The following is a 23416-nucleotide window of genomic DNA, read 5'->3' as shown; positions in this document are numbered from 1 at the left end:
AGTCGAGATACGGTAGCGCTGGGTCAGAGTGTCTCGACTTCGCTCGACACGAACGGGGCGCGAATTTTGCGGTTGTTCCGTAGCTTGCTTTTGGTCACGGCGTTCAACGTCGACACTGCCCTCCAAAGATCGTTCCCTGTCGCAAGATGACGGCTGACCAGCCGCCCCACCACTATCAGCATCGCCAGGTCCAGAACCACCATCGCCACACCGCCGGCGCTGACGCCGATCAGCCGAGCCAGGCCATATGTTATCGGCAAGCTGGCCAGCGCCAGCGCCACGTACCACCCGGTGTATGCCGCCTGTCGGTCGCTCGCCAGCAGCAGGTTGGACAGCGGATACCACACGCCGCCGAACACGATCGTCGCCCCCATGGCGAGCACCAGCATCGGCGGAGGCGTGATCGCGCCGTGGGTCCACAGGGCGATCGCGGTTTGCCCCCAACCCATGAAGGCCAGGCCATAGGGAACGACCAGCAGCGCCGAGAACAGCAGCGTCGCCAACACCATCGCGGCCATGCCGCCCCGGTCCCTGCGGGCGATGGCGGCGGAAAACTCCGGCATCAGGGGCGTGCTCACCACCCAGCACAATTGCATCCCCACGCGCGATAGCGTGCGCGTTGCGGCAAAGACCGGCACCGCCGCCTGGCCCGCCGCCGCGCCAATCATCAGGGCGGTCCCTTGCAAAACCAGCGCCTGCGCCAGCGGCATCAGCATCACCGCGCCTGCAGGCCGCAGCAACGCTCGCGCCTCTTCCCATGAACCACGCCGGACGCCGATTTCCAGCCACGGTACGCGCCGGCGCAACAGCAAGTTCTGGATCGCGAGAGCGAACATCCGGCCAAGCAGCCACGCCATGGCCGCCGCGACGATCCCGCCCCCGCACCACACCGTCAGCACCAGCGCGGCATTCTCGATCAGCATCGTCATGGCGTTCCAAAACGCGCCCACGCTGAACTGTTGTGCACAGCGGAAGCCGGCGAAGAAGATGCTGCCCTGCACCGCCATAACGCCGTAAATCACCAGGATCGACAGGGTCAGGCGAAGATCGAATACTGCTGCCGACGGTCGGGCACCAAACACGCCATCCGGCAAGAGCCATACGATCCCGGTCAGCGCGACGATCAGCACCGCGGCGCTTGCCAGCACCGCGCGCCACGCACTTTGGAATATCCGCACGGCCTCCCTTGGCTCCCCGCGCGCGACCGCCATCGTCATGCGCGTGCCTGCAACGGTGGCGAAGCCGAAGTCGCTCATGCTCAGGAACTGCGGCACGGTCGCCAGAATCAGCCACTGGCCATAAAGCGCAAGTCCCCAGTGCGCGGCCAGGATCGGCACCAGCGCAAGCTGCGTCGCCGCGATCACCAGCTTGTCGAACGCGGTCATGCTGATCCCGGCGGCGACGCGGCGGATCATTGAAGTGGCCTACGAAACTGCTCGGTCATGCCCGCCGCTCCGCCCAATAGAAACGGCCGGAGGGCTTGATCCGGCTGATGCGCAGCAAGCGCAGGGACACCACCATTCCCCCGGTCAGCAGGGCCGCGCAGCCGATGAAGGAAGCGTCGAACCGCCACATCGCGATGGCGGCGAAGGCCCCCATCATCTGCACCACGCGCGATTGCGGTGCGATCAGACGATAGACGCCATGCCACAGCAAGACAAAAGCGCTCAGCCCCAGCGGCCAGAACCAGCCGAAGTTGGCATAGCTTTCGCCATAGAGCGTGGAATTGAGCGCCAGTGACGGGATATGGGCAATCGCCTCCCCCAGCGACAAGCCGAAGTTCTCAGGCCGACCGGGCCAAAGCGCGCCGGGCAACAGCAGCGTCACCGGCCGGGCGAACATCGCGAAGGCCAGATAGGGGCGCTCGGTCGAACCCAGATTTTGCACGATCCAGTTGAGGACCACGATGTTGGAGGATTCGAACACGCTGTTCAGCCCAGCATCTATCGAGCCCGCATCGGTTTGCCCCACCCGCCGTGCCGCCTCCCAGGCCAAGGCGAAGGACTGCAACGTATAGCCCTGTGCCGTCGCCAAGCCCCTGAAAATGGGCCACAAGGTGCTGAAGGTCGGAAGCAGGAACAGACTACCCACGCCCGCCAGCATCAACCGCCATGGCCTGTCCTTCAGCAGCAACAGGCTCATCAGCAGCAGATAGACGGCGGTGATCCGGTTGAAGGTGGTGAACAGGTCGAGCACGGCCAGTGCCGCCCCCGCCAGTAGCGCCCCCCGTACGCGCATCGCCCCGGTAGTCACACGATAGAGCAACACCGCGAACACCGCATTGCGCGCGACATTCGCGGCATATTTGATCGGCAGGAATGCTGGATTGGCAAAGGCGCCGTCGACATTGTCCTGCCAGTGGCCGCCGCTGGCCAAGCCCGTCAGCGCGAAGGAAGCCAAGCTGGTCACCAGGAACAGCGCGATCACGCCGGGCACCATGCGCGGATCGCTATGGTCGGGCGCGCCTGCAGGCAACCGCGCGAACAGGATGCGCAATATCGGAAACAAGTACATGCCGCCCAGCAGCACCGCCGTGGTGCCAAGGTTCTCGTATGGCCGAAAGGCCAAGCCAAGATCCGGAACCTGACTTTCGCCCCGCACCAGAAACACGCCCAGCGGCACCACGATGTAATAGGCATGGCCGATCAGCAGGCCGTCCAGAAAGTCGAGCCGGGCGATGTCGAGCCGGGTCAGGACCGCTAGATTGATCCCAACCCCCGTCAGGAAAAACAGCCAGACGAACGCTTGGATCATCGTTGCGGCCTGCCGCCCGGCAGCACGGTGAAGGCGTGGCGGTTCGCCACGGGCGGCTTGCGCCGCTTGATCGCGACCGCCGGGTTTCCGGCATAGATCGTGTCCGCCGCCAGGTCCTTCATGGCAACGGCCCGTGCGCCCAACACGGCTTGCGGGCCCACTGTCACGCCGGGGCCGACGAACGCCTCCGCCGCGATCCAGCTGTTCGCACCCAGCACGATCGGCCGGGTGCGCAACTGGAAATGCGGATCGTCATAGTCGTGCGTCCCAGCGCACAAGGTCGCATCTTGAGACACGACCGCGAATGGGCCCAGCGTCACGCATGCCTGGTTGTAGCAGCGCACGCGGCGGCCCAGCGTGGCATGGTCCCCCATCACCAGGTTAGGCGGATACCAAATCCGCGCGCTGGCGTAGACGTTCGCCCCTTGGCCGAGGCGGGCGCCGAAAGCGCGCAGAACCATTCGCCGCCACCCCCGCATCTGCGGCGGTGTCCATGCCGCCAGCAACAGCCAGGCCAGCGCGAACAGCACACGCACCAGGCGATGGCGCAGCGTGAAGCTGGCGCCGCCCGTGCGCGGCTGCGTGCTGGCCGCATCAAGCGGCGCATCATGCTGGCCAAAGTGCGTCACAATTGCAGCCCGGTGTGTTCGCGCAACACCGCCAGCCGCTCTTCGCGCGTGGCGCAGGTTCGCATGGCGCGTTCCAGCTCCAGCACGCGCACATCCACCAGGAAGCGGTACCAGAAGCCCTGCATCGCGTGGTAGATCAGGCCCGCGCGGCCATCCAGGAAACCCAGCTGCGCGATGTAGCGGTAAAGGAAATAGAGCAGCGGCCCCATGCCGAACGGCAGGCGATTATACACCCGCTCCTTCATCCAGCGCTTGGCGCGCGCCTGCCAGCCGCTGCCACGCACCGTCAGCGTTTCGCAGTGATCGAACAAGGCGTAGCGGTGGGCCAGCACATCCACCGCCTCGCGCGCGGCATAGCCGTTATGCTTGCTGACGAAGAAGGCGATGTCCCGCTCGCACGCGTCGGAAAAGCAACCGGGCAGCGTGATGGCGCGACCGCTGCGGATGCGCACGTGTTCATCCATCCAGCGGTCCTCCACCTCGCCCAGGCCGTTGCGCCAGAGCCGCAGGAGGTGCAGCGGATAGCGCCCTCCGTGGCGGACCCAGCGGCCCATGAAGACATGACGACGCTTGAGGACGATGCCGGTGACATCCGCCGGCATCAGCGGCAGATCGTGCCGCAAGCGCGCGGCAAGATCGTCGCCGATCAGCTCGTCCGCGTCCAATCGCAATATCCACTCGGTGCGGATCGCGCCGTGTTCCAGCGCGAAGCGGAACTGGCGGGCGTAGTTGATCCAACGGTTCTGGATCACTCTGGCCCCCAGGGCGCGGGCGATCTCCACCGTGCGATCCGTGGAGTGAGAGTCGATCACCAGCACTTCGCGCGAAAAGGCCTGCGCGCTGGCGATCGCGCGCGCGATATGCAGCTCCTCATTCAGCGTCAGGATCACGGTAGTGACGCCGGGCAGATAGCCGGGCCTCACCGATCTGGGCGACGTGATATTCGCCTTTGCCGGCACCGGGCGGCGGATCATGCCGCGTCCGCCACGTTGGCGAGCAGCGCGCGCTCATGCATGGCGCGTTCGCGTCCCTCGAACCGCTGCCGTACGATGCGGGCGGGGGTGCCAGCGACGATCGCGTAAGGCGGCACGTCGCTCACCACCGTCGCGGCGGAGCCGACCACGGCCCCGGCCCCGATCGTCACCCCTTCGCGGATCGTCACCCGCTCCCCGATCCAGCAATCCGCCCCGAAGACGGTCACCGCGCGCGGCGCGTCGGGCCAACCTAGGCGGGTGGGCGTACCGGCGCGATTAAACGCGTGATCCGCGCCGACCACGCGGCAACCGGCGGCGATCATGCACAAATCGCCTACCACGATTGGGCCATGGCTGCAGAAATCGGGGCCAAGGTAGGCGTAGCGGCCAATCCGGCTGCCCCGCGCGATCACCATGCTGCGGCCCCATTGGAAGCCTTCTCCCAATTCCGCCAAGCCGAAGCGTCGTCGCAGCACAGGCAGCAGCAGCGTTCGTGCCAGAGCTTTAGCGCGGCCTTCCACCTCGGCACGGCAGCGGGCGATCATCGGTTCCGCCACCCGTTCCGGCGCGGGCAATTCGCCGATCAGAGGCCGCTCAGGCATGGCCGACCAGCGCTTGCACGGTTTCGCCGATGATCCGCGCCTGCCCTTCCGGCGTCCAATTTGCGGCGATCGTCGCTCGCGCGGCCTTGCAAATGACATCGCGCGGCGGCGCGGTCTGGAGCCATTCGGCAATGACACGCGCCAGATCCGCGGCATCGTCACGCCGGAAGAACGCCCCGGTCACTCCGGGCGTGATCGCCTCCACCTCGGGCATCTGGGCATCGAAGTCGCCGTGCGTGATCGCGGGCGTGCCATACATCAGACTGTGCATGGCGGTCAGGCCGATCTTGCCCGGCGAAACGGTGAGGTCAGCATGATAAATCATCGGGCCCACCACATCCTCAAGATGGCAGGCGCCATGGAAATGGGCCGCGATCCGCAAATGCCGCGCCAACCCCTCCAGCGCCGCGCGCTCAGGCCCGTCACCGATCAACAGCACGTTCACCGGTCGTCCCTGCTGGGCCAGTGAAGCAGCCGCCTGGAACAACAGATCGAACCGGCACTTCGCGGTAAGCCGGGCCGTGCAAATGAGCAGCGGCCGCTCTGGATCGGCAAAGAAATCCTGCGGGCGGCGCGGGGCGATCTGGCCATTGCGCAAGGCCGCGATCAGCCGATCCGCATGCGCGACATCCAGGCTGTTGAACACCACGCCGATCCGCTCTGCCGGGAAGCCAGCGGCAATGCCAAGGGCCCGACCACGCTCGCCATAAACCAGCAAGCGATCGGAAAGGCGGAAGAAAACGCGCCGCAGCAAACCTCTGCGCGATCCTTCAGCCTTCAGCCAGCCATGGCCCCAGAATACGACCGGCACGCGGCGCAGCTTGCCGATCAGGGCCGCCACCCAGGTCGAAAGGAAATGCGGGTCGGCCAGCAGAATCAAGGCTTGATAGCGCCGGTCCGTCGCCGCCCGCACCGCGCCGGGCTGCCACAGCAGCGCTCCCAGCTTGCGAAACGGCGCTTCGACGAAACGGGAGACTGCTTTGGGATCGGCGTGAAGAACGCCCTCCAGCGCCTCTCCACTGCCAACGAAATGGTAGGCGATGGACCCGTCCCGATCCATCGCCTGCATCACAGGCTCGCGGTAGTGCGGCCAGAAATGATAGATCACGGCCGCCTGCAGACGCACCGCTCCTACCTCGTTCCGGCCGCCCGCCTGGCTCATCCGAGCATCGCCTCCAGCGCCGCCAGAGCGCTGCGGGCATAGCGTTCGCCCAGGTAGGCGGCGCCGTAGTTGCTGGGATGAATCCAGTCCCCGCTCATGGTGAAGCGCGCGTTGCCCTCGGTCTGGCGGATCATCGCCGTCGCCCCGGCCGTGACCGCGCCCGACCAGGTGACGGCGGTGCTGCCCTGCGTCAGGCTGGCCACCCGGCTCGATCCGTCCGAGAACAGGATGGTGTAGCTGGCGGCGGACGTGCCTGCGGGCCACGCGGTCGCGAGCGTGGCGCTCGTCGCGGCGTTGAGCGGCGCGGTGAAGCGAAGTTCCGAGCCCAGTCCCGTCACCCACCTGCCGCCCGGATCGCCATCCACCGGCACGAAGCGGCACAATGGATCGCCCAGCGCGGCCACGGCGGCCGAGACGGCGGCTTCGGCCGTGGTGATGGTCGCCGCCATGCGATTGGGCGCGGCGATGCAGCCGAAGACGACGATCGGTACGCCGGGGAATTGCGCTCGCGCGCTGCGCAATCCGCTCAAGGCATTGGCCTGGAGCGTGGCCGCGTTCTGCCCCGCATAGGCGTCGTTTACCGAAGCGTGGAGGAAGATCACTTCGGGCGCTTGGTAGCCCAGCGCCAAGTCTCCATTGGCGATGCGCTGGTCGAAACGATAGACGCTGGTAGCCGACTGGTTCCAGCCGGTGCCGCCCGATCCGCTGGCCTGCAGCGACAGGCCGAGCCGATCCGCCATCTGTACCGCCACGCCGTCAGCGGTGATGTCCGGCCCCGAACCGAACACATAGCTGTCACCCAGGAAAACCGCGTGTGGCGCCTCGGTCTGGTCGGCGGGCCACAGCGCCGCGCCGTCTTCCACGAAGCCCCCGTTCAGCCGCCCGGTGCGCATCGCCTCCACCACTATGCGGCGGACGGCGCGGCTGCCGAAATCCAGCGTCAGGTATTGGTCGGTATTGCCGGTGGTCGTGCCGGTCACGGTCCCCACAAGCGATACGTACCGGCCGTCGATGAGGAAGCGGTACGGCACCGTGGTCGGCCCGACGCGCGCGGTGAAGTAGCGACTGTCCACCATCACCTCCCAGCGGGCGTAGGTGTTGATGTCGGTGGGCACGGCATCCTGCACACCGGCGCTGATCCGCCCGCCACTGCCGTAGCGCCCGCCGATGACATGCCAGACGCCGCGGGTCGTGGCGTTACAAGGGTAGGCGGTGGCGGCGGTAACCGCCGGGTTGGTGGCGCCGTTGTCGGTGATCGTGGGCGGCGCGGGATGAAGGCCGGCGTAGCGCGGATTGGATAGGGCCGCGCGTGATGCAGCACGGCGCAGGCGGCCTAGCAGTCGCTGGTTGGCAAGGGCCCGAGGGCTGGCGGCGGGGCGCATGAGAGCGAGCATGGTGCGAGCCCCCCTCAGAGCAGCGCGTAGAAGCTGGCGGCGGCGGTGGTGCCGCTGGCCTGGATGCGCGCGGCCGCGAACGGCAGGATGCTCAACCCCTCGCTCACCGGGACGGTCAAAGTGCTGGCATCGGCGAAGCGAAACGCGACATTGCCAGCCGCCTGCGCGATCACGGCCACGGCGCGCGGCGGAGCGAAAGGCGTATCCACCACGATCGCGGTAGCGGAGGCATAGGACGGCTCGCTGATCGGGAGCGGCGAAGTGGCCGAAACAAGCGCGGCGCCCTCCGGCGCGGCAAAGGCGATGGCGGTCTGCGGCACATACGCGGCAGGCGCGGTGATCGGAATGGTCATGACATGCTCCTCCTGACGCGGACCATCCGCGCCTCGTGGAGCAGGAGAACTATGCCCGACCGCCTTCTGTAGGAAAGAACAAAATAAGAACTTTGCGGCTTGTTCACGCCGCCGGGTCATCGCGGAGGAAGCGTACGAGCTTGTACCAGGCGCGATGGCGCTCATGTCACACTGCGGGTCTGTGGGCACGGCTGCGACCCGGAAGGCGGGCGACGAACGCGACATCAATAGACATGCTCACCCCGCTAAAGTGGCGGGCGCACCTGATCTTCGATCACGAACGCGAACTGCCTCAGGCGCTGTCAGCAGCATCTGACGGGCGGCGGCTCACGGTCATGCGGAAGAAATGGGTTGCCCTCTTAACGAAGTAGCAACCATGTTTTTTGCGGCGGCTCAATTTACAATACTGTAAGTGGGCGAGATCCAAGCCCTGCCCGCCGGTCGTTCAGTGTTGAAAATTGCCGATCATGCTCTGGCCATGGAAGCAGACACTCAGGCCTTTTCCAGCGTGCATTGTAGGGGGTGCTGGTTCTGCCGGGCGAAGTCCATCACCTGGTTCACCTTGGTCTCGGCGATTTCGTAGGGGAAGATGCCGCATACGCCGACGCCCTTCTGGTGGACGTGGAGCATCACGCGGGTCGCCTGTTCCATGTCCATATGGAAGAACCGTTTGAGGACCAGGACGACGAATTCCATCGGCGTATAATCGTCGTTGAGCATCAGTACCTTGAACTGGCTCGGCTTCTTCGGCTTGGCGCGGGTCTTGGTGGCGACGCCGACCTGGCCATCGTCCCCGGGGCGGTTGGTGCCGTTGCCGCCGTCATCATCGTCGGAGCATCGCTCAAGGCGCGCCTCGGCGTGCCGCGCGAGCGCGGTCTGGCTTAAGGAATCGGTCCGGTAGTACGGGGAGGTCATCGTGGCAGAATATCGTATGCCCGTGCCCATCTTCAAGATGGCACGAACGGGCATCGTCGCGACTGACGCACGAAAGGGCCGAGCTTTCGAAGCCCAGCCCTTCCAAATGTCTGCCGTCTGTCTGGCGATCAAGCCGCGACGCTGGTGGGCGCGCTCTGGCGGACCTTCTCAACCGCGAGGCTGACGCGACCGGTGATCGGCGCGTACACGTCGCTCATGAGCTTCAGGAAAGCTTCGGTGTTCTTCGAGCTCTGGGCGACGATGGTGTCGAAATTCTTGCGCGCCATCTCGCTCTGGACCTTCAGGAAATCGGTCGGCGACTTGGCAGCGGCCAGTTCCTTCATGTCGGCTGTCATGCTCTCGAACGAGGTGCGGCCTTCCGCGACCAAGGAGCTGCCCAGATCCTGCATGCCGTTGGCGAGGATCTTGCCGGAAGCGATCACCGCCTCGACGTTGCCCTTGGTGAATTCGCTGACTTCACCGAATACGGCCTGGCTCTTTTCCAGGGCCTTCTGGGCCTTGGTCTGAGCCTCGCCCATGGCGGTCTGGAAGCTGCTGATGTTGGCGCTCATGTCCATGATACTGTCCTTGGTGCTGGATACGGTTGGGGTAGGTTCGGATTTTGCTTCGAGGTTCTGTGATGGCTGCTGGGGCGCAACGGCCGAATCCTTGGTGTCGGCCTGGGCCGACGGGGCTTCGGACGCCTTGCTGGCGGCATCCATCAGCCCGGCCACGACAGGGGCGGCGATAGGCAAGCTGGGCTCGGCAAGAGCCGCCTTGAGGGGCGGCGTTGCACCGATGGCCAACTTGTCGATCGGCGCGGTTATCTGCGGAACCGGGGGTACGGCAACTTCGGGCACCTTGATGGCAGGCTTTGAAACAGCCGGAGCCGTGGAAGCCAACGGAGGCGAAACCGCCACCGCGGATTCCGGCTTGGCCTTGGCCGCCACTGGCACGAATGCCGTGGTTGCCGGAGCTGGCTTGGCCTGAGCGGCTTTCGCCTTGCCCAGCGCTGCAACCGGCTTTGCCGGCGAGGACGGAACGCCAACGCCCGCTTTCGCGAACGAAGAACTTTTCCTCGGCTTACCGTTGTCGGCCATCAGTATGCGGGTCCCGCTTTTGCCTGAACCTTGATGAAGGCACGGCGGATCCGAACCCTCAACCTCATGACGATGAACATTCATAGCCATGCTGCGTTGCAACAGTATGACGGGAAAGCGAGCCTGTCAATCAATTATGTTGCAGCGCAACATAACTTATCAGTGTTGTCACAGCGGGTTATTGGCACGAGGGCGTCATCGCGTTCGCACATAGCGTCCTGGCGCGTCCTCCAGGACCTTGTCGCCCCGGCTGCCCGGCTTGCGTTTGCCGGTAGCGGACACGCGATCGGTATCGAGATCATTTAGCCATTGGCGCCAATGTGGCCACCAGCTGCCCGGATGCTCATCGGCTCCGGCGATAAACTGATCGAGCGAATCGTGCGCGCACGAATTGGTCCAATATTGATATTTGCCCTGCGCGGGGTGGTTGACCACGCCGGCGATGTGTCCTGATCCGGCCAGCATGAACGTCCAGGGGCCGGACAGGTGGCGCGTGAGCTTCCACACGCTTTGTGGCGGCGCAATATGATCTTCGCGGCCGGCCTGGATGTAGGAAGGCGTGGAAATCTTGCGCAGGTCGAGCGGCACCCCACACGATTCCAGCGAATCGGGCATGACCAGTCGATTGTCACGATAGAGATCGCGCAGGTAATCGCGGTGCCATCGGGCCGGAAGGTTGGTGACGTCGCCGTTCCAGTACAGCAAATCGAACGCACCATGATCTTCGCCGCGCAAGTAATTGCGCTCGACGTAGTTCCAGATGAGGTCATTGCCCCGCAGCAGATTGAACGCTGCGGCCAGGTAACGGCCATCGAGATAGCCTTCGGGTGTCAGATGGCTAAGAGCATCGATCTGCTGGTCGTCGATGAACGTCTTGAGGTCCCCGGCTTCCGAAAAGTCGACCTGGGCGGTGAAGAACGTGGCGCTGGCGACTTTCGCGTCCTCCCCCTTGCGAGCGAGCACCGCCAGCATGGCGGCCAGCGTGGTGCCGGCAACGCAATAGCCGATGGTGTGGACCTTGGGCACATCCAGCCGGGCCCGCACAAGATCGATCGCCTGGATCTGCGCGGTGATGTAATCGTCCCACGTCAGGTCCGCCATCGAGGCATCGGCTGACTTCCAGGACACCATGAACACGGTGAGCCCCTGGTCCACCGCCCATTTCACGAAGCTTTTCTTCGCGGTCAGGTCCAGGATGTAGAAGCGGTTGATCCAGGGCGGGAAAATCAGCAACGGCACCGCCGCGACTTTTTCGGTCGTCGGCGTATACTGGATCAGCTGGAATAGCGGGGTTTCGTGAACCACCTTGCCAGGCGTGGCGGCCAGATTCTCTCCCAGGCGAAAAGCGTCCGCCGCAGTGTGGGTCAGCTGCCCGCGGCGCAGATCGCCCAGCAGGTTCTCCATGCCCTTTACGAGGCTTTCTCCGCGCGTTTCGATCGCCTTTTCCAGCGCGACGGGATTGGTCAGCGCGAAATTCGCGGGGCTCAGACCGTCCACCAACGCCTTGATCGCGAAAGTCAGCTGCCGCTTGCGTGCAGGATCGAGCCCTTCGACATTCTCGGCCAAGGCCATCAACTGGTCCGACACCATGAGGTACATCTGGTGGACCAGCGCGAAGAACGGCTGTTCCCGCCAGCGCGGATCGGTGAAACGCGGATCGCTGCGCGGCAGGCCCGCAGTCGCCGATGACGAGCCGGAACCCGCTGCCCCCACCAATCCGAATTGCGCCAGAACCGTATCGGAAAGCGCAGCGGCATCGGCCCAGAGCTTGTTCTGGACTTCGGGGTTTGCCAGCGGCAGCTGGCTCAGCGTGGAGCTTGCGCGGGTCAACCAAGCCATCGGATCGAGGAGCGCGGGCGGAGACACGCCGGCCTTGGCCAGCTGCTCCACCTGGAAATCTGCCCACATGGTTTGCAGCCGCGTCGCCGCCTCGGCCCATTGCATCGCATCCTGGGTCAAACCTTTGGTCGGCGATTCTTCCGGAGGCGTCGTCCCGGCCGACGACGGCATGGCCTGCCCCAGCAGCGCGAGCGTCCCTTGCGCCTGCGCCATCATCAGCTCGCCCCAAAAGGCCATCGGGTGAGCGGGGGGGCGGGGTTCGGTGGACATCGGCGCACGGTCTCCTTCTTGGCGCTAAGTGCTTGTCTGGGGGCGGTCTGTCGAGTCCCCCTGAAGCGACGATCAGGCATTTACGCGCGGGCCCTTCACATCCTACAGGGGCAGCGGCGGCGATCCGGCCGCCTTCATGAAAGCCCAGAGGTCATGGAAGACGAGTTCTACCGCATCAAGCGACTGCCGCCTTATGTTATCGCCGAAGTGAATGCGATGAGGCACGCAGCACGCCAGGCCGGTAAGGACATCATCGATCTTGGCATGGGCAACCCGGACCTGCCCCCGCCCGCGCACGTGATCGACAAATTGGTGGAAGTGGCACAGAAGCCAGACGCCCACGGCTATTCGCAGTCCAAGGGCATTCCCGGCCTGCGCCGCGCCCAGGCCAAGTACTATGCCAACCGCTTCGGCGTTGAGATCGACCCCGAGCGTGAGGTGGTCGTCACCATGGGTTCCAAGGAGGGACTGGCCAGCCTTGCCACCGCGATCACCGCGCCTGGCGACGTGGTGCTGGCGCCTAACCCCAGCTATCCGATCCACACTTTCGGCTTCATCATCGCCGGAGCGACGATCCGCTCGGTGCCGACGACGCCTGACGAGAATTATTGGCGCAGCCTGGACAAGGCGATGGCCTTCACCGTGCCGCGCCCCTCGATCCTGGTGGTGAACTACCCCTCGAACCCGACTGCGGAGACGGTGGACCTCGCCTTCTACGAAAGGCTGGTCGCCTGGGCGAAGGAGAACAAGGTCTGGGTCCTGTCCGACCTTGCCTATTCCGAGTTGTATTTCGACGGCAATCCCACGCGTTCGATCCTGGAAGTGCCGGGCGCGAAGGACATCGCGATCGAGTTTACCTCTATGAGCAAGACCTATTCCATGGCCGGGTGGCGCATGGGATTCGCGGTTGGCAACCAGAAGCTGATCGCCGCGATGACGCGGGTGAAAAGCTATCTGGACTACGGCGCGTTCACGCCGATCCAGGCGGCAGCCTGCGCCGCGTTGAACGGCCCGCAGGACATCGTGGAGAAGAACCGCCAGCTTTATCAAAAGCGTCGTGACGTGATGGTGGAAGCATTCGGCCGCGCCGGTTGGGATATTCCCGCTCCCAAGGCCTCGATGTTCGCTTGGGCTCCGCTGCCCCCCGCCTTGCGGGAAATGGGCAGCCTGGAGTTCTCCAAGCAATTGCTCACTCACGCGGACGTGGCGGTGGCACCAGGGGTCGGTTACGGCGAGGACGGCGAGGGTTTCGTTCGGATCGCCATGGTCGAAAACGAGCAGCGCCTGCGGCAGGCGGCTCGCAATATTCGCCGGTACCTAACCTCCAAGGGCGTGAACGCCAGCGCCGCCTAATTTTTTCTTAGTTAAGACGCATTAACCTAATTTATAAGACTTTTTACCTAGGTCGAAATCCTACGCCCCTGCATCGACGCTGCCGATGCGGGGCGTCCTATATGAGGAGAACCCCCGCCGGGTAACGTCCGCGGGGGGCAGTTTTGGCGACATTTCGATGGCTGTCGGCAGGGAATATCATCCCTGCTCACAACGACCTGCGACCTCATGGCTGGATCATGGCCAATCAGTCGGTTGACCCATGCGTTCTGATTGCACACGTCAGCGCCTTGCAGGACATCGACCCCGATGGATCGCTGAACGAGACCTGGCGGAAACTGAAATCCCAGACCATCGTGAGCGGCGTAAACCAGCCGGACGATCGCGCGCGACTGCTGAGCGACGGGTTCGGCGATGCGGTGGATGACAACATTACCTCCGGCGAACTGGAAGCGCGAGCGAAACGGCTCGCAGCCGTGTCACGCCTGCTGCCGCCACAACGGATCGTCGGGCCGCTCATCATCGATCTGCTCAGCCGCGATGCTTATGTAGAGGGCAAGGCTGTCGGTCTGTTTCCGCTGGAATTCGCCATGCTGTGGCGCCTGGCGGAAACGCCGGACGAATGTGTCTCCGGGCAGGCCTTGGCCGACGCCATCTGGCCGGCAAGGCATAAACCCTCTGCCAATACCAAGGCCGTGCAGCTTTCGCGTCTGCGCGCCAAACTGAAAGCGAGCGGGCTACCCAAGATGATCGAGACGATCGCAGGCGGCTATCGCCTTCTCAGCGTCCCAGCTCCGGCCTAGCCGCCCACCTATTCCGCCCCGGTCGATCATCCATCGCGCTCGACCGTTTGCAATCGAACCCGCCCGTTCCTAGCTCGGGGATCGGCCCGGCAGGGGCTGGTCATTTCGGGAAGGTGCTTCAATGGCGGATGCTGCGATCCAGGCGGAAGACAGGACGATCAAGCTGCAGGTTGCCGCCGCTCGCCAGGATGAAAGCGGGCACGGCATCGCGCGCCTGTCACGCGCGTCGCTTTCAGCGATCGGCGCGATGGAGGGTGACACGCTGGAGATCACCGGCAAGTCCACCACCGTGGCGCGCGCCGTGCTGGGCTATACCGAGGACGAGGAACTTCAGGTCATCCGCCTAGATGGTCTGCAGCGCGGCAATGCCGAAGTCGGCTCGGGCGAGTACGTGAAGGTCAGCAAGACCGAGTCCCGCCCGGCGCAGCGCGTGGTCTTTGCCCCGGCGCACAAGGAAATGCGGTTGCAGGGACCGGGGCAGGCGCTGAAGCGCAATTTCTTCGGCCGCCCGATGATGCAGGGCGATCTCGTCGCCACCACCGGCCAGCAGCAAGTGGCGGACCTGCCGCCGCAGTTGCGCCGCATGTTCAACGCCCCGGCCTATTCGCTGACCCAGATCCGCCTCAACGTCGTGTCGACCGTGCCAAAGGGCATCGTCCACATCGACGAAAACACCGAGGTGGAACTGCGCGAGGTCTACGAAGAGGCGCAGAGCCCGCGCGGCGACATCAACTATGACGATGTCGGCGGCATGGCCGATACCATCCGCCAATTGCGCGAGATGGTGGAACTGCCGCTGCGCTATCCCGAACTGTTCACTCGCCTGGGCGTCGATCCGCCCAAGGGCGTGTTGCTGCATGGCCCGCCAGGAACGGGCAAGACGCGCCTGGCGCAGGCGGTAGCCAATGAAAGCGACGCCACGTTCCACTCGATCAACGGGCCCGAAATCATGGGCTCCGGCTATGGCGAAAGCGAAAAGGCGCTGCGTGAAGTGTTCGAGGAGGCGGCCAAGGCCAGCCCCGCGATCATCTTCATCGACGAGATCGATTCGATCGCACCCAAGCGTAGCCAGGTTCATGGCGAGGCAGAGAAGCGCCTGGTCGCGCAGTTGCTGACACTGATGGACGGGCTCAACGCGCGCGCCAACGTCGTCGTCATCGCCGCCACCAATCGGCCGGATGCGATCGACGAGGCGCTGCGCCGGCCCGGTCGCTTCGATCGCGAGATCGTGATCGGTGTGCCCGACGAAAGCGGCCGTCGTGAAATCCTGGGCATCCACACCCGGGGCATGCCGCTGCAGGGCGTTGACCTGAACGAGATCGCGCGCACCACGCACGGCTTCGTCGGCGCCGACCTTGCCGCGCTCGCCCGCGAGGCCGCGATCGAGGCAGTGCGCCGGATCATGCCCAAGCTGGACCTGGAAGCGCGCACGATCCCGCCCGAAGTACTGGAAAGCCTGACGGTGGAGCGGGACGATTTCCTGGCGGCGCTGAAGCGCGTGAATCCTTCGGCGATGCGCGAGGTCATGGTGCAGGTGCCCAACATCGGCTGGTCCGACATCGGCGGACTGGACGACGCGCAGCTGAAGCTTCGCGAAGGGGTGGAGTTGCCGCTCAAGAACCCGGAGAGCTTCCATCGCCTGGGCATCCGCCCGGCCAAGGGGTTCCTCCTTTATGGGCCGCCGGGCACCGGCAAGACACTGCTGGCGAAAGCCGTGGCGAAAGAGGCGGAGGCGAACTTTATCTCGATCAAGTCGTCCGACTTGCTGAGCAAGTGGTATGGGGAGAGCGAGCAGCAGATCGCCCGGCTCTTCGCCCGCGCTCGGCAGGTTGCGCCGTGCGTGATCTTCATCGACGAGATCGACAGCCTGGTGCCGGCGCGTGGCAGCGGTGGCTCGATGGGTGAGCCCCAAGTCACCGGCCGCGTGGTCAACACAATCCTGGCGGAGATGGATGGACTGGAAGAGCTGCAATCAGTGGTGCTGATCGGCGCGACGAACCGCCCTGCCCTGATCGATCCGGCGCTGCTGCGCCCGGGCCGCTTTGACGAACTGGTCTATGTCGGCACGCCTGACGAAGCCGGGCGCGAGCATATCCTGGGCATTCACACCGCCAAGATGCCGCTGGCCGATGATGTCGATCTAGGCCGTATCGCGCGGGAGACGGAGCGCTTCACCGGCGCCGATCTGGAAGACGTGGTCCGCCGCGCCGGCCTGATCGCCATCCGCAAGAACGGCGCGGCGGTAACGCAAGTCAGCCGCGCCGATTTCGACGAAGCGCTGGAAGACAGCCGTGCCACCGTAACCGTCGAGATGGAGGAAGAGTACGCGCGGATGAAGGGCGAACTGAAAAAGCGTGCAATGGCCGTGGAGCCGATCGGCTTCATCGCCCCCGGCATGGTCGAGCCACGCCGCGAGCGCAAACACGACAACTGAGGATATGCGGGCCGGAGAGAAACGTCCCCGGCCCGCCGACTTACCTGACCCTGCACCAAATGGCTTCGACCGGCGGCGCCACCAAACCTCTGCCGTTCGTGTCGAGCGAAGTCGAGACACCTCAGCGCCATACCAGCGCGTCTCGACTTCGCTCGACAACGGAAAAGACATGAAGGAGACTCAGGAAATCGTTCCCCTCAGTGCGCAGCACCCCAGCTGTGACCGGAGCCGATCTCAACGCCCAGCGGCACGTCCAGCGTGACCGCGGGCAGCGCAGCCTCTGCCATCACGCGCTCGATCACCGGGCGAGCTGCAGCGACGTCTCCCTCGGGCAGTTCGAACACCAGCTCGTCATGCACTTGCAGCAGCATCCGCACATGGCTCAGCCCCGCCTCGGTCAGCGCCGGCTGCATCCGCGCCATCGCGCGTTTGATGATGTCGGCGCTGGTGCCTTGGATCGGCGCGTTGATCGCGGCGCGCTCCGACCCGGCGCGCTCCGCCTGCGCCTTGGAAGTGATGCGCGGAAACCAGGTCTTGCGGCCGAACAGCGTCTCGGAATAGCCGCGCTCCCGCACCGTCTCCAGCGTGGAGACGATATAGCGCTGGATGCCGGGAAACCGCTCGAAATAACGGTCGATCATGGCTTGCGCCTCATCCGATTCGGTGCCGAGCCGCCCCGCCAGGCCCCAGCGCGAGATGCCGTACAGGATCGCGAAGTTGATCGTCTTGGCCCGCCCCCGCGTGTCGCGATCGACCGTGCCGAACATCTCCATCGCCGTGCGGCTGTGGATGTCCTCGCCCTGTTCGAAGGCTTCCTTCAAAGGCGGCACGTCCGCCATGTGCGCGGCCAGGCGCAGCTCGATCTGCGAGTAGTCGGCGCTGAGCAGCACATGACCCGGCTCGGCCACAAAGCACTCACGAATCTGGCGGCCGATCTCCGTGCGGATCGGGATGTTCTGCAGGTTCGGGTCCGTGGACGAAAGTCGCCCCGTCTGCGCGCCCACCAGCGAGTAACTGGTGTGCACCCGCCCGGTATCAGGGTTGATCGCGGCCTGCAGCGCCTCTGTGTAAGTGGAGCGCAGCTTGGTCAGCTGCCGCCATTCCAGCACCTTGGTGGCGACTTCGGCACCCTGCCCTGCCAGGCCTTCCAGGATCGCCTGGTCGGTCGAGTACATGCCCGACTTGCCCTTGCGCCCGCCTTTGTACCCCAGCTTGTCGAACAGCACGTCGCCCAGTTGCTTGGGGCTGCCGATGGTGAACTCGAAACCGCACATGGCAAAGATTTCGCATTCCAGCGCCGCCACCGCCTCGGCGAATTGCTTGGATAGGCCGGCCAGCTTCTCGCGGTCGACCTTGATGCCGTGCCGCTCCATCTGCGCCACCACCGGGATCAGCGGCCGATCGACACGCTCGTAGATGCGGGTGCCGCCCTCATGGCTGAGGCGGGGTTTCAGCATCTGGTGAAGCCGCCAGGTGACGTCGGCATCCTCGGCCGCATAGCGCGTGGCCCGGTCCAGCGGCACTTCGCCGAAGGGGATCGCCTTCTTGCCGGTGCCGCAGATGTCCTTGAAGGTCAGGGTCTTGTGGCCAAGGTGCCGCTCGGCCAGCTCGTCCATGCCGTGACCGCCGCCGATACCCTCGATCTGGCGGCCGGCATCGAGGCAGAACGACATGATCATGGTATCATCGATCGGCGCGACATGAATGCCGTGCCGCGCCAGCACGTTGAGATCGTATTTGATGTTCTGGCCGACTTTCAGGACCGCATCGTCCTCCAGCAGCGGCTTGAGCAGCGCGATCGCCGTCTCCAACGGTATCTGCTCCGGCCGCTCGGCAAACATGTCGCTGCCGCCATGGGCCAGCGGGATGTAGCAAGCCTCGTTCGGGCCCAGCGCCATGCTGATCCCCGCCAGGTCGGCGCGCATGGCGTCCAGCGCGGATGTCTCGGTATCGATCGCCACCAGCCGCTTGTCATAGGCGCGGGCGATCCATGCCTCCAGGTCGGCGGTCTGGGTCACGCAGGTGTAGGCATCCAGATCGATCTTGGGCCATTCGGGCAGGTCCTGCCGCGCCGCGCCTTCGATCGGATTGACCCCTGCCGTCACCGGCTTGGAAGGGTGCAGTTGCGTCGCGCGCTCAGGGCTGCCGTGGCCACCGTCCAGGCGCTTGAGCAGGCTGGTGAAGCCATGTTGCGTCAGGAACGCGGCCAGCGGCTCGGGCGGGATGGCGATGAGCCGGAACTCCTCCATCTCGATCGGCAGCGGGCAATCTTCCTTCAGCGTCACCAATTCCTTGGAGAGGCGCGCCATGTCAGCCTGCTCGATCAGCCGTTCCTGCAGCTTGCCCTTCTTCATCGACGGGGCGGCGGCAAGCGCCGCCTCCAGATCGCCGTAGTCCTGGATCAGCTTGCTGGCGGTTTTGGGGCCCACACCGAATACGCCCGGCACGTTGTCCACCGAATCGCCCATCAGCGCCAATACGTCGCCCACCTTCTCGGGCGGCACGCCGAACTTCTCGATCACTTCGGGTACGTCGATGCGCTGGTTCTTCATCGTGTCGAGCATGTCGATGCAACCGCCCTCCACACCGTCGTCCCCTTGCCCACACTTGCCGACCAGCTGCATCAGGTCCTTGTCGGAGGAGACGATCGTCACGTCCCAGCCCCGGCGCGTGGCGGCGCGCGCGTAGCTGGCGATGATGTCATCCGCTTCCACGCCTTCCTCTTCGATGCAGGCCAGGCTGAATGCCCGTGTCGCATCGCGGATCAGCGGGAACTGCGGGACCAGATCTTCGGGCGGCGGCGGGCGATGGGCCTTGTACTGATCGTACAAATCGTTGCGGAAAGAGGTACTTGCCTTGTCCAGGATGACCGCCAGATGCGTCGGCCCATCAGCCTTGTTGAGGTCTTCCGCCAGCTTCCACAGCATCGTCGTATAGCCGTAGACCGCGCCCACCGGGGTCCCCCCCGGGTTCGTCAGCGGCGGCAGCCGGTGATAGGCGCGGAAGATATAGGCCGATCCGTCGACCAGATAGAGATGCTGCTTGGATTCCATGAACCGGGTCGTAGCAGCGCCGGTACCACTCAGCCAGAGCGCGGTTCCAGCGCGCGATGTCGAGGCAAATCATCCACAGCCGCGGGCGGCAGGTTGCGACGAGTTGCCGCGGGACAATGCGACCGACGCTTGCATAGATACGGCAAGCCGATTATCGAAGCGGTCGAAGTCTATCCCTGTGGTAGGCTTTTGCACCGCAAGGTCCGGAAAAACAATTCAAGGGTACTAGAAGATGCGCAAGATCGTTCTCGCCGCCGCAGCCGGCATTGGCCTGCTGTCGATGGCCGCTTGCTCGGAAAAGACGCAGGACGCTGCTGAAGTGACCGCCAGCTCGGCCGCTGAAGACCTGTCCGCTTCGGCCAGCGACGCTGCCGACGCTGCCAGCGACGCTGCTGCCTCCGCTTCGGAAGCCGCTGTCGACGCCAAGGGCGCTGCCAAGGACGCCGGTGCCAAGGCTGCTGACGCTGCTGGCGACGCCGCTGCTGCCGCTTCCAGCGCTGCTGCCGACGCTGAGGCCGAACTGAAGAAGTAAGCTTCTTTTCTTCGCCACCGAGAGTAGGAAAAGGTGCGCCGGACCATCCGGGGCGCCTTTTTCTTTGCGTCCGGATATCCGACGCATCGAACCGCGAAACTTCTGCGCGTCTCCTCGCTTTGGATAGGTCCTGATGAGGAGACCTGTGATGATCCTGGGCGTTGTTCTGGCCGGAGGGCTTTCCACTCGCTTCGGCAGCGACAAGGCTCTGGCCGAGGTCGAGGGGCATTCCCTGCTCTCGCTGGCGGTGGATTCCTTGTCCGGATGGTGTGATCATGTCGTCGTGGTCGGCCGTGCGACGGCCCCCGCCCCGACTCTGCCCGATTGGCCGCGCGCCGGCATGGGACCGCTAGGTGGCCTTGCTGCCGCACTGCGACTGGCGCAGGACGAAGGGTACGAGAGCGTGCTCAGTTGCGGGGTGGATTCGGTCGGCCTGCCCGAAGACCTGCTTTCCCGCCTCGCACCCGCGCCGGCCTGCCTGGCTGCTCAGCCGGTGATAGGATTGTGGCCCGCATCTTCGGCCAGAGCGCTTGAAGAGCTGCTCCACGGTCCGGAGCCGCATTCCATGTATCGTTTCGCCGAGATCATCGGCGCGCGCCGGGTGGAGATGGAAACCAACCCCGCCAACGTGAATACCCCCGCCGACCTGGAGCGGCTGTCACCCCCGCCACGCTGAGCGCTCCTTCCCAGGACAAAAAAAAGCCCGATCGAGCGACCGGGCTTTGGAAGTTTTGGGAGAGGATGCCTGAAAGGCAGGGTCGTTTTGCCGCCAACCTGACTTTTGTGCAAGTGCGAAAAGATTATCTCGGGTTGCAAACCTTGCAACTGTGAATTGCGTTTTATCGATATGGTGATCTTGGCCCTCGCGTTTTGGCCATCCTCGCGCGTTCAGCTTTGTAACAGAAACCATCCCGCGATGCGCCGAACGCATGAGAGCACCGCGACACCTGCAGTCTTCGCTGCAATGCAGCGCATTTGCATGACACGAACCCGGCGCGCCGGTAAGCATGCGGCAGGATCGACGAAACCTTTACAGGGCGAACGGGCCTGTTACCTCCGCTGCGCCGTTCGTCCCACAGGAGCGAAGACAGCTGATGAAGAAACTCTACCCCTCGGCAAGCGCCGCCTTGGATGGGCTGCTGCGCGATGGCCTGCTGATCGCCAGCGGCGGCTTCGGTCTTTGCGGCATCCCCGAGCGACTGCTGGATGCGGTGCGCGATAGCGGCGTGAAGGATCTGACGTTCGCCAGCAATAATGCCGGTATCGACAACGAAGGCATCGGCAAGCTGCTGCGCACGCGCCAGGTGAAGAAGATGATCGCCTCTTACGTGGGTGAGAACAAGGAATTCGAGCGCCAGTATCTTGCGGGCGAGCTGGAGGTGGAGTTCTCTCCCCAAGGTACGCTGGCCGAACGGATGCGCGCGGGCGGTGCGGGCATCCCCGGCTTTTACACAAAGACCGGTGTTGGCACCCTGATCGCCGAGGGCAAGGAAACCAAGGCCTTCGATGGCGAAGACTATGTGCTGGAACGCGGCATCTTCGCCGATCTTAGCTTGGTGAAAGCCTGGAAGTCAGACGAGAGCGGCAACGTGGTATTCCGCAAGACCGCGCGCAATTTCAATGTGCCCGCCGCCACCTGCGGCAAGGTCTGCGTGGTCGAGGTGGAGGAAATCGTGCCTACCGGCAGCCTCGATCCCGATGCGATCCACTTGCCCGGCATCTACGTGCAACGCGTGATCGTGGGCGCGCCTTATGACAAGCGGATCGAATTCACCACGACGCGCGAAAGGGAGACCGTCTGATGAGCTGGACTCGTGACCAGATGGCCGCTCGTGCCGCTCAGGAATTGCAGGACGGGTTCTATGTGAACCTGGGCATCGGCATTCCCACGCTGGTGGCCAATCACGTCCCTGCCGGAATGACCGTGACGCTGCAGTCCGAGAACGGGATGCTGGGCATCGGCCCTTTCCCTTATGCCGATGAGGTTGATGCCGATCTGATCAACGCCGGTAAGCAGACCGTCAGCGAACTGCCGCAAACCACCTACTTTGATAGCAGCACCAGCTTCGCGATGATCCGCGGCGGCCACATCGACCTGGCGGTGCTGGGCGCCATGGAGATCGCCGAGAATGGGGACATCGCCAACTGGATGATCCCGGGCAAGATGATCAAGGGCATGGGCGGCGCGATGGATCTTGTCGCCGGCGTGAAGAAGATCATCGTCGTCATGGAACACACCGCCAAGAACGGCGATCCCAAGTTCATCCCGGAATGCACCTTGCCGCTGACCGGCCGCAACGTGGTGGACATGATCGTGACCGACTTGTGCGTCTTCGCCCGCCCCGACCACGCCAGCCCGTTCAAGCTGGTCGAACTCGCGCCCGGAGTGACGGCGGAAGATGTCGCGGCAAAGACCACGGCGCACTACCTGGCCTGATCGCTCCCCCAAACCCTAAGGTGCCTCGTCCTGCCGCCTTTGCCTTTTCCCTTCGCCACGAGGGGTTAGGCGGCGGGCGAGGACTATTTCCAAGGCGCGAAGGGGACACCGCCATGATCATGAAACGCCTGCTGAGTGCCGCCTTGGCGAGTTGTATCGCCGTATGGGCAGCCCCTGCCGCCGCGATACCCGAGATACCCGAACCGATGGTGTTCGATATGGTGCGCGGGCTTGGCGCAAGCGCGGGCGAACTGGAAATCAACGCCCTGGCCACCTCGCCGTTTTCCGGCCAGGATCGCGTGGTTGAATGGGCGCCCGAGATCGAATATGCCGTCGCCGATGGCCTGGCTCTGGAATTCGAATTGCCGTTCGAGAACCGGCGGCTGACCGAGCTGAAGCTTGGTGTGCAAGGCACGCTGGGCACCATGGATGGCGGCCGGATGATCCACGGGCTACAATACCTGGGCATCTACGATCGGCATGACAAAAGCACGTCCCACGCGCTGCTCTATCTGCTGGGGCGCCGCCACAGCGAGCGGTGGAGCACGATGTCGATGATAGGGGTGGGCGATGTGCGGGTCGGCCAGTCCGAAAAGGTGGCCGGGCTGCTAATCAACCACACGACCTTCTACAACCTCAACGAAAAGCAGATCGCCGCGCTGGAACTGAATTTCAAGTCCGGGCCGGACGGGGGCTTGCTGGCGATGCCCCAATTCCACACCGCGCTGGCGAAAAAGGTCAGCCTGCAACTGGGCACTGGTCTGGACAAGCAACGCGGCGCACGCGCTCGCCCGGTCGGCGGATTGCGATTGATCCGCGAGTTCTAGCACCAT

At 64.5% G+C, this 23416-nt stretch carries 20 protein-coding genes; 8 read left to right on the top strand and 12 right to left on the bottom strand.

From position 1 onward, the window contains the following. Positions 1-23: 23 nt before the first annotated feature. From GGR39_RS03380 to GGR39_RS03330, 11 genes are all read right to left on the bottom strand, one after another. Entirely contained in the window at positions 24-1415 is a 1392-nt protein-coding gene (locus GGR39_RS03380) for a lipopolysaccharide biosynthesis protein (RefSeq protein ID WP_183615842.1), read from the bottom strand. 25 nt (positions 1416-1440) lie between these two features. Continuing rightward, a complete protein-coding gene (locus GGR39_RS03375) occupies positions 1441-2754 on the bottom strand; it encodes a hypothetical protein (RefSeq protein WP_183615841.1) in 1314 nt (437 codons plus the stop codon). Further along, the gene (locus GGR39_RS03370; protein WP_183615840.1) at positions 2751-3383 is read right to left on the bottom strand and encodes an LbetaH domain-containing protein; all 633 of its coding nucleotides are present in this window, start codon (positions 3381-3383) and stop codon (positions 2751-2753) included. Before GGR39_RS03370 ends, GGR39_RS03375 begins: the two co-directional genes overlap by 4 nt. Then, positions 3380-4357 carry a glycosyltransferase family 2 protein gene (locus GGR39_RS03365; protein ID WP_183615839.1) on the bottom strand — a complete coding sequence of 326 codons (978 nt, stop codon included), beginning with the start codon at positions 4355-4357 and terminating at the stop codon, positions 3380-3382. Before GGR39_RS03365 ends, GGR39_RS03370 begins: the two co-directional genes overlap by 4 nt. After that, entirely contained in the window at positions 4354-4959 is a 606-nt protein-coding gene (locus tag GGR39_RS17385) for an LbetaH domain-containing protein (RefSeq protein WP_183615838.1), read from the bottom strand. Before GGR39_RS17385 ends, GGR39_RS03365 begins: the two co-directional genes overlap by 4 nt. Further along, the gene (locus tag GGR39_RS03355) at positions 4952-6121 is read right to left on the bottom strand and encodes a glycosyltransferase (RefSeq protein WP_183615837.1); all 1170 of its coding nucleotides are present in this window, start codon (positions 6119-6121) and stop codon (positions 4952-4954) included. Before GGR39_RS03355 ends, GGR39_RS17385 begins: the two co-directional genes overlap by 8 nt. Continuing rightward, positions 6118-7515: an SGNH/GDSL hydrolase family protein gene (locus GGR39_RS03350; RefSeq protein WP_183615836.1), complete on the bottom strand. Its 1398-nt coding sequence runs from the start codon at positions 7513-7515 to the stop codon at positions 6118-6120. Before GGR39_RS03350 ends, GGR39_RS03355 begins: the two co-directional genes overlap by 4 nt. Before the next feature lie 14 nt (positions 7516-7529). After that, complete coding sequence (locus GGR39_RS03345; RefSeq protein WP_183615835.1) at positions 7530-7868, bottom strand: spike base protein, RCAP_Rcc01079 family; 339 nt, start codon at positions 7866-7868, stop codon at positions 7530-7532. Between the two features lie 492 nt (positions 7869-8360). Beyond that, positions 8361-8783, bottom strand: coding sequence for an ATP-dependent Clp protease adapter ClpS (clpS, locus tag GGR39_RS03340; protein WP_246388201.1), 423 nt, complete (start codon positions 8781-8783; stop codon positions 8361-8363). Between the two features lie 128 nt (positions 8784-8911). Continuing rightward, on the bottom strand, positions 8912-9883 hold the full coding sequence (locus GGR39_RS03335; protein ID WP_183615834.1) for a phasin family protein: 972 nt from the start codon (positions 9881-9883) through the stop codon (positions 8912-8914). A 195-nt stretch (positions 9884-10078) separates the two neighbouring features. Next, the gene (locus GGR39_RS03330) at positions 10079-11992 is read right to left on the bottom strand and encodes a PHA/PHB synthase family protein (protein WP_246388200.1); all 1914 of its coding nucleotides are present in this window, start codon (positions 11990-11992) and stop codon (positions 10079-10081) included. 153 nt (positions 11993-12145) lie between these two features. Between GGR39_RS03330 and GGR39_RS03325 the strand changes: the two genes are divergently transcribed. From GGR39_RS03325 to GGR39_RS03315, 3 genes are all read left to right on the top strand, one after another. Beyond that, positions 12146-13345: an LL-diaminopimelate aminotransferase gene (locus tag GGR39_RS03325; protein WP_183615833.1), complete on the top strand. Its 1200-nt coding sequence runs from the start codon at positions 12146-12148 to the stop codon at positions 13343-13345. A 218-nt stretch (positions 13346-13563) separates the two neighbouring features. After that, entirely contained in the window at positions 13564-14127 is a 564-nt protein-coding gene (locus GGR39_RS03320) for a winged helix-turn-helix domain-containing protein (RefSeq protein WP_183615832.1), read from the top strand. A gap of 121 nt (positions 14128-14248) precedes the next feature. Then, positions 14249-16561, top strand: coding sequence for a CDC48 family AAA ATPase (locus tag GGR39_RS03315; RefSeq protein ID WP_183615831.1), 2313 nt, complete (start codon positions 14249-14251; stop codon positions 16559-16561). Positions 16562-16758: 197 nt separating this feature from the next. Here GGR39_RS03315 and polA read toward each other — a convergent pair whose 3' ends face one another. Then, the gene (gene polA / locus GGR39_RS03310; RefSeq protein WP_183615830.1) at positions 16759-19614 is read right to left on the bottom strand and encodes a DNA polymerase I; all 2856 of its coding nucleotides are present in this window, start codon (positions 19612-19614) and stop codon (positions 16759-16761) included. 232 nt (positions 19615-19846) lie between these two features. On the opposite strand from polA, the gene GGR39_RS03305 reads away from it, so the two are divergent. The 5 genes from GGR39_RS03305 (at position 19847) to GGR39_RS03285 (ending at position 23410) form a co-directional block, all read left to right on the top strand. Continuing rightward, entirely contained in the window at positions 19847-20146 is a 300-nt protein-coding gene (locus GGR39_RS03305) for a hypothetical protein (RefSeq protein WP_058737801.1), read from the top strand. Between the two features lie 148 nt (positions 20147-20294). Further along, positions 20295-20822, top strand: coding sequence for a molybdenum cofactor guanylyltransferase (gene mobA / locus GGR39_RS03300; protein ID WP_183615829.1), 528 nt, complete (start codon positions 20295-20297; stop codon positions 20820-20822). Between the two features lie 418 nt (positions 20823-21240). Continuing rightward, positions 21241-21948, top strand: a complete 708-nt coding sequence (locus GGR39_RS03295) for a CoA transferase subunit A (protein ID WP_183615828.1) — start codon at positions 21241-21243, stop codon at positions 21946-21948. After that, entirely contained in the window at positions 21948-22583 is a 636-nt protein-coding gene (locus GGR39_RS03290; protein ID WP_183615827.1) for a CoA transferase subunit B, read from the top strand. Before GGR39_RS03295 ends, GGR39_RS03290 begins: the two co-directional genes overlap by 1 nt. 113 nt (positions 22584-22696) lie before the next feature. After that, complete coding sequence (locus GGR39_RS03285; protein ID WP_246388199.1) at positions 22697-23410, top strand: hypothetical protein; 714 nt, start codon at positions 22697-22699, stop codon at positions 23408-23410. Positions 23411-23416 lie beyond the last annotated feature (6 nt).

Origin of the sequence: Novosphingobium fluoreni (assembly GCF_014196615.1) — a bacterium.
Classification (GTDB): Bacteria; Pseudomonadota; Alphaproteobacteria; order Sphingomonadales; family Sphingomonadaceae; genus Novosphingobium; species Novosphingobium fluoreni.
This window is presented reverse-complemented; position numbering and strand designations above follow the sequence as displayed.

Coding starts and splice junctions, on each gene's coding strand:
- GGR39_RS03380 (WP_183615842.1), bottom strand. CDS start 1,415: ATGATCCGCCGCGTCGCCGCCGGGATCAGCATGACCGCGTTCGACAAG.
- GGR39_RS03375 (WP_183615841.1), bottom strand. CDS start 2,754: ATGATCCAAGCGTTCGTCTGGCTGTTTTTCCTGACGGGGGTTGGGATC.
- GGR39_RS03365 (WP_183615839.1), bottom strand. CDS start 4,357: ATGATCCGCCGCCCGGTGCCGGCAAAGGCGAATATCACGTCGCCCAGA.
- GGR39_RS17385 (WP_183615838.1), bottom strand. CDS start 4,959: ATGCCTGAGCGGCCTCTGATCGGCGAATTGCCCGCGCCGGAACGGGTG.
- GGR39_RS03355 (WP_183615837.1), bottom strand. CDS start 6,121: ATGAGCCAGGCGGGCGGCCGGAACGAGGTAGGAGCGGTGCGTCTGCAG.
- GGR39_RS03350 (WP_183615836.1), bottom strand. CDS start 7,515: ATGCTCGCTCTCATGCGCCCCGCCGCCAGCCCTCGGGCCCTTGCCAAC.
- GGR39_RS03345 (WP_183615835.1), bottom strand. CDS start 7,868: ATGACCATTCCGATCACCGCGCCTGCCGCGTATGTGCCGCAGACCGCC.
- clpS (WP_246388201.1), bottom strand. CDS start 8,783: ATGACCTCCCCGTACTACCGGACCGATTCCTTAAGCCAGACCGCGCTC.
- GGR39_RS03335 (WP_183615834.1), bottom strand. CDS start 9,883: ATGGCCGACAACGGTAAGCCGAGGAAAAGTTCTTCGTTCGCGAAAGCG.
- GGR39_RS03330 (WP_246388200.1), bottom strand. CDS start 11,992: ATGTCCACCGAACCCCGCCCCCCCGCTCACCCGATGGCCTTTTGGGGC.
- GGR39_RS03325 (WP_183615833.1), top strand. CDS start 12,146: ATGGAAGACGAGTTCTACCGCATCAAGCGACTGCCGCCTTATGTTATC.
- GGR39_RS03320 (WP_183615832.1), top strand. CDS start 13,564: ATGGCCAATCAGTCGGTTGACCCATGCGTTCTGATTGCACACGTCAGC.
- GGR39_RS03315 (WP_183615831.1), top strand. CDS start 14,249: ATGGCGGATGCTGCGATCCAGGCGGAAGACAGGACGATCAAGCTGCAG.
- polA (WP_183615830.1), bottom strand. CDS start 19,614: ATGGAATCCAAGCAGCATCTCTATCTGGTCGACGGATCGGCCTATATC.
- GGR39_RS03305 (WP_058737801.1), top strand. CDS start 19,847: ATGCGCAAGATCGTTCTCGCCGCCGCAGCCGGCATTGGCCTGCTGTCG.
- mobA (WP_183615829.1), top strand. CDS start 20,295: ATGATCCTGGGCGTTGTTCTGGCCGGAGGGCTTTCCACTCGCTTCGGC.
- GGR39_RS03295 (WP_183615828.1), top strand. CDS start 21,241: ATGAAGAAACTCTACCCCTCGGCAAGCGCCGCCTTGGATGGGCTGCTG.
- GGR39_RS03290 (WP_183615827.1), top strand. CDS start 21,948: ATGAGCTGGACTCGTGACCAGATGGCCGCTCGTGCCGCTCAGGAATTG.
- GGR39_RS03285 (WP_246388199.1), top strand. CDS start 22,697: ATGATCATGAAACGCCTGCTGAGTGCCGCCTTGGCGAGTTGTATCGCC.